At 35.0% G+C, this 15,605-nt stretch carries 17 protein-coding genes; 14 read left to right on the plus strand and 3 right to left on the minus strand.

What is annotated here, in order from left to right:
* Positions 1–65 precede the first annotated feature (65 nt).
* Genes nusA through BUB03_RS21840 form a run of 3 tightly spaced genes read right to left on the minus strand, consistent with a single transcriptional unit; the run spans position 66 to position 1,932 of the window.
* Positions 66–1,301, minus strand: coding sequence for a transcription termination factor NusA (gene nusA / locus BUB03_RS07810; RefSeq protein ID WP_048501215.1), 1,236 nt, complete (start codon positions 1,299–1,301; stop codon positions 66–68).
* Positions 1,302–1,316: 15 nt separating this feature from the next.
* The gene (rimP, locus tag BUB03_RS07815) at positions 1,317–1,784 is read right to left on the minus strand and encodes a ribosome assembly cofactor RimP (RefSeq protein WP_040993462.1); all 468 of its coding nucleotides are present in this window, start codon (positions 1,782–1,784) and stop codon (positions 1,317–1,319) included.
* Complete coding sequence (locus tag BUB03_RS21840; protein WP_155859075.1) at positions 1,774–1,932, minus strand: hypothetical protein; 159 nt, start codon at positions 1,930–1,932, stop codon at positions 1,774–1,776. The genes rimP and BUB03_RS21840 overlap by 11 nt, the downstream gene beginning before the upstream one ends.
* Before the next feature lie 69 nt (positions 1,933–2,001).
* Between BUB03_RS21840 and BUB03_RS07820 the strand changes: the two genes are divergently transcribed.
* The 14 genes from BUB03_RS07820 (at position 2,002) to BUB03_RS07885 (ending at position 15,605) form a co-directional block, all read left to right on the plus strand.
* Positions 2,002–3,315: a UDP-glucose dehydrogenase family protein gene (locus tag BUB03_RS07820; RefSeq protein ID WP_073061723.1), complete on the plus strand. Its 1,314-nt coding sequence runs from the start codon at positions 2,002–2,004 to the stop codon at positions 3,313–3,315.
* 3 nt (positions 3,316–3,318) lie between these two features.
* Positions 3,319–4,398 carry a dTDP-glucose 4,6-dehydratase gene (rfbB, locus tag BUB03_RS07825; RefSeq protein ID WP_073061726.1) on the plus strand — a complete coding sequence of 360 codons (1,080 nt, stop codon included), beginning with the start codon at positions 3,319–3,321 and terminating at the stop codon, positions 4,396–4,398.
* Between the two features lie 13 nt (positions 4,399–4,411).
* Complete coding sequence (gene rfbA, locus BUB03_RS07830) at positions 4,412–5,275, plus strand: glucose-1-phosphate thymidylyltransferase RfbA (RefSeq protein ID WP_073062703.1); 864 nt, start codon at positions 4,412–4,414, stop codon at positions 5,273–5,275.
* A 189-nt stretch (positions 5,276–5,464) separates the two neighbouring features.
* Positions 5,465–5,878, plus strand: coding sequence for a sugar 3,4-ketoisomerase (locus BUB03_RS07835; RefSeq protein ID WP_040993459.1), 414 nt, complete (start codon positions 5,465–5,467; stop codon positions 5,876–5,878).
* A gap of 20 nt (positions 5,879–5,898) precedes the next feature.
* Positions 5,899–6,426 carry a GNAT family N-acetyltransferase gene (locus BUB03_RS07840; protein ID WP_040993458.1) on the plus strand — a complete coding sequence of 176 codons (528 nt, stop codon included), beginning with the start codon at positions 5,899–5,901 and terminating at the stop codon, positions 6,424–6,426.
* A gap of 4 nt (positions 6,427–6,430) precedes the next feature.
* Positions 6,431–6,661: an acyl carrier protein gene (locus tag BUB03_RS07845; protein ID WP_040993457.1), complete on the plus strand. Its 231-nt coding sequence runs from the start codon at positions 6,431–6,433 to the stop codon at positions 6,659–6,661.
* Positions 6,662–6,670: 9 nt separating this feature from the next.
* Positions 6,671–7,639 carry a ketoacyl-ACP synthase III gene (locus tag BUB03_RS07850; RefSeq protein WP_073061729.1) on the plus strand — a complete coding sequence of 323 codons (969 nt, stop codon included), beginning with the start codon at positions 6,671–6,673 and terminating at the stop codon, positions 7,637–7,639.
* 22 nt (positions 7,640–7,661) lie between these two features.
* Complete coding sequence (locus tag BUB03_RS07855; RefSeq protein ID WP_083538880.1) at positions 7,662–8,762, plus strand: DegT/DnrJ/EryC1/StrS family aminotransferase; 1,101 nt, start codon at positions 7,662–7,664, stop codon at positions 8,760–8,762.
* Positions 8,763–9,578: 816 nt separating this feature from the next.
* Positions 9,579–10,319, plus strand: coding sequence for an ABC transporter permease (locus BUB03_RS07860; protein ID WP_139258800.1), 741 nt, complete (start codon positions 9,579–9,581; stop codon positions 10,317–10,319).
* Positions 10,319–11,515 (plus strand): ABC transporter ATP-binding protein, encoded by a 1,197-nt coding sequence (locus BUB03_RS07865; RefSeq protein WP_073061734.1) that lies wholly within the window; start codon positions 10,319–10,321, stop codon positions 11,513–11,515. The genes BUB03_RS07860 and BUB03_RS07865 overlap by 1 nt, the downstream gene beginning before the upstream one ends.
* 9 nt (positions 11,516–11,524) lie before the next feature.
* Entirely contained in the window at positions 11,525–12,610 is a 1,086-nt protein-coding gene (locus BUB03_RS07870; RefSeq protein WP_073061736.1) for a DegT/DnrJ/EryC1/StrS family aminotransferase, read from the plus strand.
* Position 12,611: 1 nt separating this feature from the next.
* Positions 12,612–13,328 (plus strand): WbqC family protein, encoded by a 717-nt coding sequence (locus BUB03_RS07875; RefSeq protein ID WP_073061739.1) that lies wholly within the window; start codon positions 12,612–12,614, stop codon positions 13,326–13,328.
* On the plus strand, positions 13,328–14,281 hold the full coding sequence (locus BUB03_RS07880) for a hypothetical protein (protein ID WP_073061742.1): 954 nt from the start codon (positions 13,328–13,330) through the stop codon (positions 14,279–14,281). Before BUB03_RS07875 ends, BUB03_RS07880 begins: the two co-directional genes overlap by 1 nt.
* Positions 14,274–15,605 (plus strand): GNAT family N-acetyltransferase, encoded by a 1,332-nt coding sequence (locus tag BUB03_RS07885; RefSeq protein WP_073061745.1) that lies wholly within the window; start codon positions 14,274–14,276, stop codon positions 15,603–15,605. Before BUB03_RS07880 ends, BUB03_RS07885 begins: the two co-directional genes overlap by 8 nt.

The following is a 15,605-nucleotide window of genomic DNA, read 5'->3' on the forward strand; positions in this document are numbered from 1 at the left end:
TATTTTTTTTAATTCTTAAAATTAAAGTATTTCTTTTTTACTGTTTATTAAAATTCATTAAAATCTTAATCTTCAAATTCTTCTCTCAGAATTCGCTTTACATCTTCGATAGTTTCTTCTTCAAGATCTACCATATTTAAAAGACTCTCAGTATCTTTATCCAACACCGATTTCGCAGTAGTAAGACCTACTTTCTTAAATTCATCCAAAATCCACTGCTCAATATCGTCATTGAATTCTCTCAAATCAACATCGTCATCCTCGCTGGATTCTCTATAAACATCAATTTCATATCCGGACAGCCAGGAAGCCAGTCTGATATTCTGCCCCTGTTTTCCGATTACTTTGGAAATCTCTTCAACCGGAGTATAAACCAGTGCATAGTTTGCCTCCTCGTTGATATCAATTTTATTGATGGTAACATTTCCTAAAGCTCTCTTTACCATGATTTCAGGGTTTTTAGACCACTGAATCACATCGATGTTTTCATTTCTCAACTCTCTTACAACCCCATGAATTCTGGACCCTTTTACTCCCACACAAGCACCTACAGGATCTATTCTGTCGTCATAAGCATCTACTGCAATCTTCGCCTTCTCACCAGGAATTCTCACTACTTTCTTAAGCATAATCGTTCCGTCCTGGATTTCAGGAATTTCCAGCTCTAATAACTTCTCCAGGAATTTAGGTGCAGTTCTGGAAATAATAATCTGAGGTTTTGAACCTTTAAAATCTACTGTTTCAACAATAGCTCTGATATTTTCGCCTTTTTTAAAGAAGTCGGACGGGATCTGGTTTTCTTTCGGCAAAATGAATTCATTTTCTTCATCATCCAATAAGATCACATGCTTGTGGCGGATGTGGTGGATCTCACCGATAACAATTTCCCCGATCTTATCTCTGAACTGCTCATAAAGCATGGCATTGTTATGCTCCTGAAGCTTGGTAGCCAGGATTTGCTTTAAGGTCAGAATATTTCTTCTACCCAATTGGGCAACAGGAATTTCCATTGTAAAATCTTCACCTACCTCAAAAGTAGGGTCAATTTTTTTAGCTTCAGAAAGTTCAATTTCCAGATCATCATCTTCAGACATTTCGTCTTCTACAATCGTTTTATTTAAAAATATCTGAAAATCTCCCTTATCAGGATTCACAATTACATCAAAATGATCATCCGAATCATATCTCTTTCTTAGAAGAGTTTTCAGTGAATCCTCAATAATCGCCATAAGATCAATCTTACTGATCCCTTTTTCGTCTTTAAAATCACCAAAGGATTCAATCAACGCTATATTATCCATCTATTCTTTTTTCTTTTAAAATTTAATTATTACTAATGCCTTTTTTATCTCAGAGTAAGGAATTTCTTTTTCCTCCTCCACATCCACTTTCCCTTTTCCGATATCTTTCGGCTTACGGTAGCGTAAAATAAGTGTGATCTTTTCATCATCAACTTTTGCCAGTTCTCCTTCAATCTTGGAAGCATCGTTCAGCAATACTTCAATTTCTCTTCCTATATTTTTCCTGTATTGTCTTGGAGAAGAAAGCGGTTCGCTTAATCCTGCAGACATTACCTGAAGGCTGAAGTCATGCTCTTCCCGATCCATATTAAACTCTACGGCACGGCTTGCATCAAGGCAGTCCTGAAGAGTCACCCCATTATCACCATCCAGGATTACAGTGATATCATCTCCTGCGGAAATTTTCAGATCCACAAGAAACAAATCCTCTCTGCTTTCGAGGAATTCATTTAATAATTCTTCAATTCTTTTTTTAAACTCCATACATTAATTGTCTTGATTTACCAGTACGAAAAAAGGCTTTCTTCCGAAGCCTTCCCATTTTTTCCTGTAAATCCACTGCAAATATACGCATTTTTTCTAAAAAAGCAAAATCTACTTCGTTATCAAGTAAATACCTTAAATTTTTCATTAAACCAAATTAAACAGGTGGGTGAAAGTATTTTTATTATTTTTGCCTTAAAATTTAAAAACAGACATTGTGAATATAACAATTGTAGGAACAGGTTATGTAGGGCTGGTTACAGGTACTACCCTGGCAGAACTTGGCAATTCAGTATACTGTGTTGACATTGATGAAAAGAAAGTAGAAGGTATGAAAAACGGCGTAGTTCCCATCTATGAGCCGAACCTTGAAGAAATGTTTTTAAGAAACATTCAATCTGAAAGATTATTTTTCACCACCAATCTTAAAGAAGCTTTGGACAAAAGTGAAGTCATATATCTTGCCCTTCCAACGCCACCGGGAGAAGATGGCTCTGCAGATCTTTCATATGTTATCCAGGTTGCCAACAATATCGGAGAAATGATGACGGAATATAAGGTTATCGTAAATAAAAGTACAGTTCCTGTAGGAACGGCAGACAAAGTAAGAGAAGTGATCGCTTCTAAAACAGACATTCCTTTCGATGTGGTTTCTAATCCTGAATTCTTAAGAGAAGGCTTTGCTGTGGAAGATTCCATGAACCCCTCAAGAGTGGTTGTAGGAGCCAGTTCCGAAAAGGCAAAAAATATAATGTCCCAGATTTACCAGCCATTTACCAATACGGGAATTCCGATTATTTTTATGGATGAAAAATCGTCGGAGCTTACAAAATATGCCGCCAATTCATTCCTTGCCGTAAAAATCACCTTCATGAATGAAATAGCCAACTACTGTGAGAAAGTAGGTGCTGACGTAGACAAGGTAAGATTGGGAATGGGAAGTGACGACAGAATTGGGCACCGTTTCTTATTCCCTGGAATAGGATATGGTGGAAGCTGTTTTCCTAAAGATGTGAAAGCACTCATCAAATCCGGAATACAGGAAGATTTCAATTTCCAGATTCTAGAAGCTACAGAAAAAGTAAATACGGCACAGAAAGTAATTCTTGTTTCGGAGATCGAGAAATATTTCGGAGGAAGCATCAGCGGAAAAAAAATTGCAATGTGGGGATTAGCCTTCAAAGCTAACACAGATGATATCCGTGAAGCCTCTTCTCTGGACAATATTGCACTTTTGTTAGAAAAAGGCGCAAAAATTGCTGCGTATGATGCGGTAGCAGAAAGTAATGTAAAAAAACTGCTGGGTGATAAGATACAATATGCAAAAGGAATGTATGATGCTCTTGAAGATGCAGATGCCTTATTTATTGCCACAGAATGGCCCGAGTTTAAAAATCCGAATTTTGAAATGATGGCTAAAAAAATGAAAAATAAAGTCATTTTCGACGGAAGGAATATGTATCCGCTTGAAATCCCGGAACAAAATGGATTTCATTATAAAAGTATTGGAAGAAAAACCATAGAAAATTAACAGATGAAAAATATAATTATTACCGGCGGAGCCGGATTCATAGGTTCTCATGTTGTAAGAGAATTTGTAAAAAACAACCCGGATACTAAGATTATCAATCTTGATGCCCTCACTTACGCAGGGAATTTAGAAAACCTTAAGGACATTGAAAATGAGCCTAATTATGTGTTTGAAAAGGCAGACATTACAAAACCTGAAGAGCTGAGAAAAATATTTGAAAAATATAATCCTGATGCCGTAGTCCACCTGGCCGCAGAAAGCCATGTAGACAGAAGTATTACAGACCCGATGGCATTTATTAACACGAATGTAAACGGAACAGCCAATCTTCTTAATTTATGCAAGGAATTCTGGACTCTCAACCCGGATCATACCCACGGAAGATTTCCTGACGAAAAAAGAACCAATTTATTTTACCACGTTTCTACGGACGAAGTATATGGAAGTCTTGGCGAAACCGGTTTCTTTCTGGAAACTACCGCTTACGATCCACAATCACCGTATTCTGCATCCAAAGCAGCTTCTGACCATTTGGTAAGGGCATATGGAAATACTTATGGAATGCCTTTTATCATTTCCAACTGTTCAAATAATTACGGCCCGAATCATTTCCCTGAGAAATTAATTCCCCTTTGTATTTCAAATATCATTAATGAAAGACCATTGCCGATTTACGGTGACGGGAAATATACAAGAGACTGGTTATTTGTAATTGATCATGCAAAAGGTATTCATCAGATATTTAATGAAGCCAAAACCGGTGAGACTTATAATATCGGAGGATTCAACGAGTGGCAGAATATTGATCTGGTAAAAGAACTGATCAAGCAAATGGATTCCAAGCTTGGAAAACCTGAAGGGTATTCTGAAAAATTAATCACTTTTGTAAAAGACAGACCGGGACACGATAAGCGCTATGCTATTGATGCTACCAAGCTTAATAAAGATTTAGGCTGGAAACCGTCTGTGACTTTCGAAGAAGGACTTTCTAAAACCATCGACTGGTATCTTGAAAACAAAGAATGGCTTGAGAATGTCACTAATGGTGAGTACCAAAAATACTATAAAAATCAATATAATTAACAAGCACAAAAAAATGAAAGGAATTATATTAGCCGGAGGATCCGGAACAAGACTTTACCCTCTCACCATTGCCGTAAGCAAGCAGCTGATGCCTGTTTACGATAAGCCAATGATCTATTATCCTCTTTCCACGTTATTACTGGCAGGTATTAAAGATATTCTGATCATTACAACTCCACACGATCAGCCAGGATTTATTAAGCTTTTAGGTGATGGCTCCCAGATCGGATGCAACATTGAATACGTAGTGCAGCCAAGCCCAGACGGACTGGCGCAAGCCTTCATTTTAGGAGATAAATTTATCAGTAATGATCCTGTGGCACTGGTGCTTGGAGACAATATCTTCTATGGTTCTGAAATGGGCACCCTGCTAAAGAACAAAACTAACCCTGATGGCGGAGTTGTTTTCGCTTATCATGTTACCGATCCTGAAAGATATGGGGTTGTAGAGTTCGATGATAACTTTAAAGCAGTTTCTATTGAAGAAAAACCTTCAAAACCAAAATCGAATTATGCGGTTCCCGGCTTATATTTTTATGATAATGAAGTAGTTGAAATAGCCAAAAATATCAAGCCTTCCGCAAGAGGAGAATTGGAAATTACGGATGTCAACAATGTGTATCTAAGCAAAGGGAAACTAGAGGTAGGAGTCCTGGACAGAGGTACTGCCTGGCTTGACACCGGAACATTTGATTCCTTGAATGATGCTTCTGAATTTGTAAGCGTTATTGAGAAAAGACAGGGCTTTAAGATTGGATGTATTGAAGAAATTGCGTTCAGAAATAAGTTTATCAATGAAGAGAAGCTGCTTGAAACAGCTGAAAAATACGGCAAAAGCGGTTATGGGGAATACCTGAAACAGCTTGTCAGAAAATAAAAAATTATAATTTATAAAACTTCAGCAACTATTGGCTTTATGGCTAATAGTTGTTTTTAATATAACACCTTTCTGATCCGGAACATATGAGGCATATTTTCCAAATATAGGTAGATAATGGCAACAGGCTACGGTCCGATAGTAATTTTATAATTAACTTTGAGGCTTTAAAGAATTTTTATCACATTAATGGAATACAATAAACCAAAAATCATCACATTCGATAAAATAGGGTCCTCTCAGCTGGGCTATATCACCATTGCCGAAACGCAGAACAATGTTCCTTTTGAGATAAAACGCGTCTACTGGACTTACTACACTCCCCATGATGTAACCCGAGGCGGCCACGCCCACAAGGCCCTGCAGCAAATGATATTTGCAGTCTCAGGAACCATCACTTTTAATACGGAAGATGAAAACGGTCATAAAGAAACTTTTACCTTAGACCATCCTACGAAAGGTTTATATATTCCCAAACTGGTATGGAGAGACATCCAGTTTTCCCATAATGCAGTATTGCTTTGCCTGGCTTCGGAAGTATATGATGAAGAAGATTATTTCAGGGATTACGAAAGCTTTAAAGAGGCCATTCAACAAAAATAATTTTCATAAAACAGCAGAAAATGACAATTGAATATAAAGGAATTAAACTAAGATTTGTTGAGGCTGATGATGCTGAATTTATTGTATCCATCAGAAACGATGAAAAAAAATCAAGATTTATTTCAAAAACTTCTCAGGATGTGGACGCTCAGAAGAAATGGATCTCGGATTATAAAGAACGTGAGCAGCAGAAAAAAGAATATTATTTTATTGCTGTCGATGAAAAAAATGAAGATTATGCAACCTACAGGGTTTACAAAATAGAGTCCGGACTGCCTGAAATAGGAAGCTGGGTTTCGAAACCTGATTATTCTAACATCAAGAATTCTATAAAAGTAGATGTTGCGGTAAAAAATTTCGTACTGAACGAATTAAAATTCGACACTCTTCAGTTTGAAGTAAGAAAACAGAACACATCAGTCAACAGTTATCATAAACTTTTTCAGCCGGAACTGGTAAGAAGTGATGACGAAAATAATTATTATCTGCTGAAAAGAGAAACTTTTAACAGGATACTTCCGGATATTCTTAAAAAATTTAAAATATAAACTTATGTCAATCAATGAATTTATCAAAAATTTCCAGTCTCAGCTGGAAAATACAGATACAGTAATAGAACCTGAAACTGCGTATAGCCAGGAAAGCTACTGGGACTCGCTCACGGCTATGGTTATCAAGGTAATGATCGAGGATGAATATGGAGTAGATATTGAGCCCGAGCAGATCACATCGTTCAAAAACATCAATGAACTTTACTCTTTTATTGTTGAGAAAAAACAGTAATATAAGACAATGGCTTTTATAAAACATATTTCAACATATATTCCTGAAAAGGTCATTTCCAATGAGGAGATCTCGAAAAAATTTCCTGACTGGGAAAGTGATAAAATTCTGGAAAAAATAGGGATCAGAAACAGAAATATTACCGGGGAGGATGAATTCACCTCAGATATTGCGGTTAAAGCTCTTAATAAACTCGTTGAGGAATACCAGCTTGACAAATCTGCAATAGATTATCTCATCGTCTGCACACAGAGCCCGGACTATTTTCTTCCTGCTACAGCTTGTATAGTACAGGCTCAGGCAGGACTGAATACTACTTGTGGAGCAATAGACATCAACCAGGGATGCTCAGGATATATTTACGGATTATCCTTAGCCAATGCCCTTATCGACTCCAAAATGATGAAAAATGCAGTGCTGATAACGGCAGAAACCTACTCAAAACACATTCATGAAGACGACAAAGGCAATATCAGCCTTTTTGGAGATGCAGCCACCGCAACCCTGATCTCTGAAGACGGAGATTATGAAATTCTGAAGTTCTCTGTGGGAACTGATGGTGAGGGGGCTAAAAACCTGATCGTTAAAAACGGGGCCGTCAGAAATCAAAAAACAGAAGACAAACAGGATAAAGACAATTATCTTCATATGAACGGTCCGAAGATTTTCGATTTCACCTCAAAAGCTATTCCCGGCCTTGTAGAAGAAAACCTGAAAAAAAACGGTTTTGAAAAAAGTGATATTGATACTTTCATTTTCCATCAGGCCAACACCTTCATGCTGGATTTCCTGAGAAAAAGAATTAATATTCCACAGGAGAATTTCGTGATCGATATGCTGGATTATGGCAATACCGTATCATCGACCATTCCTATTGCTTTTAAAAATTCATTTGCAACAAGAGATTCCAAAAATGTAATGCTTGTAGGCTTTGGCGTGGGTTACTCCTGGGGAGCAGTCTGTCTTAGAAAAAAATAATTGAGCGTTAAAAAATATTATTATGATAAAATTCCTTGATCTTCAAAAGGTCAATTTACAGCATCAGGAAGAAATTGAAAACAGGCTTTTAAGTGTTTTCCGAAGCGGATGGTATCTGTTAGGAAGCGAACTTAAAAACTTCGAAACCAATCTGGCTTCATATATCGGTTCAGAATACGCTTTGGGAGTAGCCAACGGACTGGATGCTTTACGCCTTATCTTCAGAGCCTATATAGAATTAGGGTTCATGCAGCCTGGTGATGAAGTCATAGTACCGGCCAACACTTATATCGCTTCAGTACTTGCTTTATCAGATAACGGACTTGTTCCTGTATTTGTAGAGCCGGATGCCAATACCTATAACATCGACATTTCAAAAATTGAAGAGAAAATAACGCCTAAAACCAAAGCTATTTTGATTGTTCATCTTCAGGGAAGAATTGTTTTTTCAGAGGAACTTAAAAATATAGCGGCAAAACATAACCTGAAAATTGTAGAAGACAATGCCCAGGCTATTGGTGCAGAATGGAAAGGAATCAAATCAGGAAATCTCGGTGATGCTGCAGGTTTCAGCTTTTATCCCGGAAAAAATCTAGGAGCAATAGGTGACGCAGGCGCTGTAACCACAAATGATAAGGAATTGTTTGAAGCCATACGTGCAATAGCCAACTACGGATCCAACCAGAAATACGTTAATATTTATAAAGGATTAAATTCCAGACTGGATGAAATTCAGGCTGCTGTTCTGGATGTGAAGCTGAAACATATAGCCCACGAAAATGGCACCCGAAGAGAAGTAGCAAAGCGTTTTATTGCTGAAATCAACAACCCGAAAATCATCCTTCCCGAAAATCCTGCCGATGAAAATGAACATGTATGGCATGTTTTTGTGATAAGAACGGAAAAAAGGGACAAACTACAGGCTTATTTAACTGAAAAGGGGATCAGCACCATTATCCACTATCCTATTCCACCGCATAAACAGGAAGCTTACAAAGAATACAACCATCTTTCATTCCCTGTTACAGAAAAAATGCATGAGGAAGTACTGAGCCTTCCTATTTCTTCCATTTTAGAAGAAAAAGAGATCCAGGCAATCATAGAAGCCGTTAACAGCTTCTAGGTGAAGTGAATAATCCAGAATAGGTTATTACGGAATGTGTCTAAACATCCGTCTCCAAATAATAATTCGCATTATAAATTTAAAAAACTATTGGCTTTACAGCTAATAGTTTTTTGTTCATAATAACAAATATTAATATATTAGTTGTTATTTTCTACTTTATGTGAACAATTTTTCACTCCCCAAAAAGTTGAATAAGAATTAATTATTTTAAATTTGCAAAAACCTTATACAAATGAATGAAACACAACAAAAGCTGGATAAAACCGACAGGGTCCATAATTATTTCAGAATCTTTCGAAAATCTCTACGAATGTAGCTTTAAATTCATCTCATTCCCACGTTTCCCAATACAATATCATAATTTATGAATTATATGCAATTGAAAAATAATTTGTCCTTCAGATAAGAAAACCATTTTTCAGAAAGACAAGGATTTAAATCAATTGCATAGTTCATTAGCCAATGAAGGCAAGCTGCATGAAACAGCCGAAAAGTTGGAAAGCGGACAGGGGTGAATAGCTAAAATCATCAATAAACAGCAATTCTATTTTAAATATTTACAAACCATTTATCGTTATGATTAATAGTTTCTACCTGTAACAACAAATACCCGTACATTAGTTGTTGTTTTCTGGTTTACATAAACAATACTCTATAAACCTGAAAATGTGAAGATATTTAATTATTATAAATTTGTAAAAAAAATCTACTTTGAAAACCGTAGTATATACATCTGATAAAAAAACACATTTTTTCAAGGAGCTTAAGTCAATTTGGCGGGATATTAAATCCTCTAATTTTTTAGCCTATCAAATGACCAAAAGAGATATACAATCTCAGCACAGACAGTCTTTGCTGGGTTTCTTTTGGATCCTGGCCCCTGTCATTATAAATTCCCTGGTTTGGTTATTCCTGAATGGCGCAGGCGTGGTAAAAGTAAGTACTCCTGAAGGAACACCTTATCCTGTTTTTGTTATTCTAGGAACCACCATATGGAGCATCTTCGCGGAAACTATCCAAAGTCCTATTACTTCAGTAAATTCAGGAAAATCGATTATTTCAAAAATCAATTTTCCAAAAGAAGCGTTGTTAATGAAAGGTTTTTACACCTCTATTTTCAATTTAATTATAAAAATGGTGCCTATTATAGGGATTCTGATAATTTATAATATCTCTCCTTCCTGGAATTTGCTTCTTTTTCCTTTTTACATTTTAGCAATAACCATCTTCGCTTTTACCATAGGCCTGATTATCACACCGTTAGGATTAATCTACACAGATATAAGCAAAATATTAATTACGGGCATTCCGTTTTTAATGTATCTTACGCCTGTTGTATATGCAGTACCGACAATAGGGGTTTTTAAATTTTTATTTAAGTTTAACCCATTAACTTATTTAATTAATGATACCCGAAATACTTTGGTAGGAGCAGAAATACATTCTTTGATGTTCACAATTATTTTAACGGCCGTCAGCTTTATTGTTTTATTAATCGGTCTGGTTATTTTTAGAAAATCGATGCCAATAGTTATTGAAAAAATTGCAGGATAATGGAAAAAGAAAGAGAAGTATTAGTTTCGGTACAGAACGTATCTAAAAAATTCAGCAAAAACCTGAAGAGTTCACTTAAATATGGGGCTTCAGATATTATCCGCAGTACACTTGGTTTATCAATAAACAAAGAATTACGCCCCCAGGAATTCTGGGCTGTAAAAGATGTCAGCTTTGAACTGGCAAGGGGAGAATGCATTGGCTTGATTGGCCATAACGGTGCCGGAAAATCATCTCTTTTAAAGGTTCTAAACGGCTTATATGCTCCGGATAAAGGGCAGATTGTCATGAAAGGAAAAATAGGAGCACTGATAGAATTAGGCGCCGGTTTTAATCCGATACTTACAGGTCGGGAAAATATATATAACAACGCCTCTATTTTAGGATTTACTAAAAAAGAAGTTGAAGAAAAGATACAATCTATAATAGATTTTTCGGAAATAAGTGATTTTATAGATACTCCCGTGCAAAACTATTCCTCAGGAATGAAGGTGCGTTTAGGTTTTGCTGTTGCAGCTCATCTTGAGCCGGATATTCTTATTGTTGATGAAGTTTTAGCAGTTGGAGACTTAGGGTTCATTTTAAAATGCTTTAGTAAAATTGACGAACTGCTTCCTCATACAGCCGTAATCTTTGTTTCCCACAGTATGCCTATGATTTCCCGCATCTGCAACGAAATAATCTTAATGGATCATGGTAAAGTTGAATATCAGGGAAACGAAATAGGAAAAGGAATACAGCTTTATTACAACAAGTTCTCAAACAATAGCGAAAATAAAGTATACGACAATGGTATTTTAGAATTGATCTCCGTACAAACGGATCTTATCAATAATGAAATACACCGTAATCAGGACTTTAATCTTGCTTTTGAATTCAGGATCAACAAACCTATTGATGAATTACCGACTTTATATCTTGAATTTAAAGATAAAGAACAAAAGCCAATTGCCGGAATCTCTGTTCAGGAATACCGGGGAGATATAAAACAATCCACCAAAATTGTTTATAAAACGACTGTAAAAAATCCTCTTTTTACCTTAGGAAAATATATTATGGATGTAGGGTTGTATAATCCTGCCACAGAATCCCCTTATCTTCGGATCAATAATATTCTGGAATTTACGATAGGTGGAGAAAAAGAACAATGGATACCGTTTGAGCTTGATAGCGAAAATATCATAACTTTACAATAAAATTTATTTATGATTCCCGTAACACAACCCTTTCTTCCACCTCAGGAAGAATATGAAAAATATATAGACGGTATCTGGAAAAGAAACTGGCTTACCAATATGGGGCCACTGGCCAGCCAGCTTGAAATGGAGCTTAAAGATCATTTAAAGCTCAATCATGTGCTGTTTGTAACCAACGGAACTGTTGCCATCCAGATGGCAATAAAAGCATTGGGAATTTCGGGTGAGGTAATTACTACTCCGTTTTCTTTTATTGCAACCACCAGTTCAATTGTCTGGGAAGGATGTACCCCTGTTTTTGTTGACATCGATGCCGAAAGCTTATGTATAGATCCTAAAAAAATTGAGGAAGCCATCACGGAAAAAACCAGCGCAATTCTCGCAACCCATGTTTATGGAAATCCATGTGACGTGGAAGCAATAGACATAATTGCAAAGAAACATAATCTAAAGGTGATCTATGACGCAGCCCATGCTTTCGGAGTAGAAATAAACGGCAGATCCGTTTTCGAATATGGAGATATCTCCACCTGTTCTCTGCATGCTACAAAACTTTACCATAGTATTGAAGGAGGTTTATTAATTACAAAAGACCCTGAATTATTAAAAAAGCTGGCTTACATCAGAAACTTCGGAATTGCAGGCTTCGATTCATTCTCGGAATTGGGTCTTAATGGTAAAAATTCAGAATTTCATGCCGCCATGGGACTTGTTAATCTAAAATACATTTCCCAGATACACGAAAAAAGAAAAGCACTCGCAGAGCTCTACAATGAAAAACTTAAAAATTTACGTTCTATAAGACCTCTCTGGCATTCAAAAGCTAATAATAATCATTCTTATTATCCTGTTGTTTTGGAAAGTGAGGAATTATTATTGAAATTAAAAAATGAGATGGATAAACAGGAAATTTTTACAAGAAGATATTTTTATCCGAGTTTAGCTTCCGCATTGCCGTATTTGCCAAAACTGGAACTTCCCATTACCGAAGATATTGCCAAACGGGTTTTGTGTCTTCCGTTTTACTATGATCTCACATTTGAAGAAGTTGAATATATTGCAAGATTAATGTTAAGAATACAAAATAACGATTAGTATGAAAGTAGCGATAATGCAGCCTTATTTTTTACCATATCTTGGCTATATAAGTCTTATTAAGCATTCTGATCTTTTTATTCTTTTTGATCCTGTTCAATTTATAAAACATGGCTGGATAGAAAGAAATAGAATCCTGAAACAAAATGAAGGCTGGTTATACGTACAGGTACCTTTAGTAAAAAGTCCCCGGGAGACCCTTATAAAAGATTGTTTTATTGATAATTCGCAAAACTGGAAAAACAAAATTTTATCTCAGTTGGAGATTTACAAGAAAAAGGCTCCTTATTATTACAAAACGCTTAAGGTAATAAATCAAATATTTGAAGAAGATTACAATGACATCGTTAGCTTAAATAAAAATTCATTAGAAAAAATATGTGAATATTTAGGATTCTACAAAGATCTTCCTGTATTTTCCAAGATGAATCTTGAAATTGAAAAACCTACTGCACCTGATGAATGGGCTTTAAATATCTGTAAAAAACTTCCGGTAAATGGTAATTTACACTATATAAATCCTATTGGCGGAATAGATTTTTTTGAAAGAGATAAATATAAAGCTAATAATATAGACATTTCTTTCCAAAAAATGGAACTTCCTCATTATGATCAAAAAAGAGAGTCCTTTGAAAGTGGCTTATCCATAATAGATCTAATGATGTTTAATTCTCCGGAGGAAATAAATGATATGTTGGACAAGTTTGAATTAATTTAATGAGTACAAAATCAATAGGAGGATATTTTGAGCTGGAACTTCCCAATACAATAAATAATTGGGATAAGGATTTTATTGAGTTAAACTCTGCCAGAAACTGTCTGGAATATATTCTATTGGCGAGAAAAAGCACAAAAATTTATCTTGCATATTATACTTGTGATGTCCTCTTAGAACCCATCAAAAAACTTAACATTAACTACGAATTCTATGATATAGATTTCAACCTGGAACCAATATTTGATTATTCTAAAATAAAAGATTCTGAAATATTTTTGTACACTAACTATTTTGGGATAAAAGATAAATTTATCAATATTCTGTGTGAAAGATTTCTTAATAAAATAGTAATAGATAATGCTCAGTCGTTTTTCTCTTTACCAATAACAGGTGTAGATACCTTTTACTCTCCAAGAAAATTTGTAGGGGTAGCCGATGGCGGTTTTTTAAGTAGTGATAAAAAAATTAATTCGGATTTTGAAAGAGATCAAAGTTATGATAGAATGAGCCATCTTTTGAAAAGAATAGATCTGTCTGCTGAAGAAGCCTACATTGATTTCTGTGCAAATGATAGATCATTGGAAAACCAGCCCATAAAATTAATGTCCAATCTTACCAAAAAAATTCTTTCTACCTTAAATTTTGATGATATAAAAAAAAGAAGAAAAGAAAATTTTGCATTTCTAAATGAAAGATTAAAAGAAAATAATCTTTTAAAGATTGATATTTCAGAAGATTCAGTCCCAATGATCTATCCGTTTAGAACTAAAAATAAAGATCTCAAAAAGCAACTTATCAATAAGAAAATTTATTGTGCCACTTATTGGCCCAATGTTTTTGAATGGTGTAGTGAAGAGACCAACTCCTACATTTTGGCAGAAGAAATTATAGCACTTCCTATAGATCAGCGATACTCTATTAATGATATGAGAAAAATTTTAGAAAATGTATAATGTTTTAATCAGACCTCTTCAAAAAGAAGATGCACTTATTTCATATCAGTGGAGAAACGATCCGGAAGTTTGGAAATATACAGGCTCCCGTCCCGATATAGAAATTACCAAAGAAATAGAATCCGAGTGGATTGTGAAAGTTCTTCAGGATGAAAAAAGTAAAAGGTTTGCTATTTTATGTGATAACGAATATATCGGAAATGTTCACCTTAATAATATTGAAAATAATGCTGCTGAATTTCATATTTTTATCGGTAATAAAGACTTTTGGGGAAAAGGAATCTCCCAATTGGCAACCTACCAGATACTTTACTATGCTAAAGAAGTATTGAAGCTTTCTGAAATATATTTATATGTAAAGCCTGAAAATATTGCAGCTGTAGAATCCTATAAAAGGAATAATTTTGTAGTTATTGAGGAGAATCCGGGTAATGTTAAAATGTTATTACGGCTTTCCGAACTTAAAAACACTACCGTTAGCATATTTGTAATGGTATATAATCATGGGCAATATTTAAAAGATTGTCTTGATAGTTTACTGGAGCAAAAAACAAATTTCAACTATGATATTGTAGTTGGAGAAGATTGCTCAAAAGATAATTCCCGAGAAATTTTACTTAGCTATCAAAAACTGTATCCGGGAAAATTTAAGCTTTTACTTCATCCTAATAATATAGGAGCAGCAGAAAATCAACGTATAGTTTTAGAGAACTCTCAAGGAAAATATGTCGCTATTTGTGAGGGAGATGACTACTGGACAAATCCTTTAAAACTCCAAAAACAAGTCGATTTTTTAGAAAGTAACATTGATTATGTTTTGTGTTTTCATAAAGTTAAAATTCTAAAACCTACAGGAGAAGTTGTTGATGATTTTATCACAAAAATTCCTGAAAATTATGAGCTAAGGAGAACCTTGGCAGAAAACTCTAATTATATCCATACTCCTAGTGTCGTTTTCAGAAATATCAGTCTTACTGAATATCAAAGCTTAGAATTCAGAAATTCCCCTATCGGAGATTATTTTCTATATTTGGCTCTCGCCAACCATGGTAAAATGGGATACCTAGATGAAACAATGTGTGTATATAGATATGGTGTGGGAATTTTCAGTTCATTAGATAACTTTAAACAACTTAAAGCAAATATCTCACTTTATGTTAATCTATATTCTAATGAAAAAGATCCTATTATAAAAACAATATTTTATAGAAACTTCCAAAATGCAATGTCTCAGGTTGAATATCAATACATAATAAATGACAAATTATTAAAAACAAGGAGACATAAAATTGTCGAAAAAATTTATAAAAGGTTTAAAAAATAG

It is taken from the genome of Chryseobacterium oranimense, from assembly GCF_900129755.1.
GTDB classification, from domain to species: Bacteria; Bacteroidota; Bacteroidia; order Flavobacteriales; family Weeksellaceae; genus Chryseobacterium; species Chryseobacterium oranimense.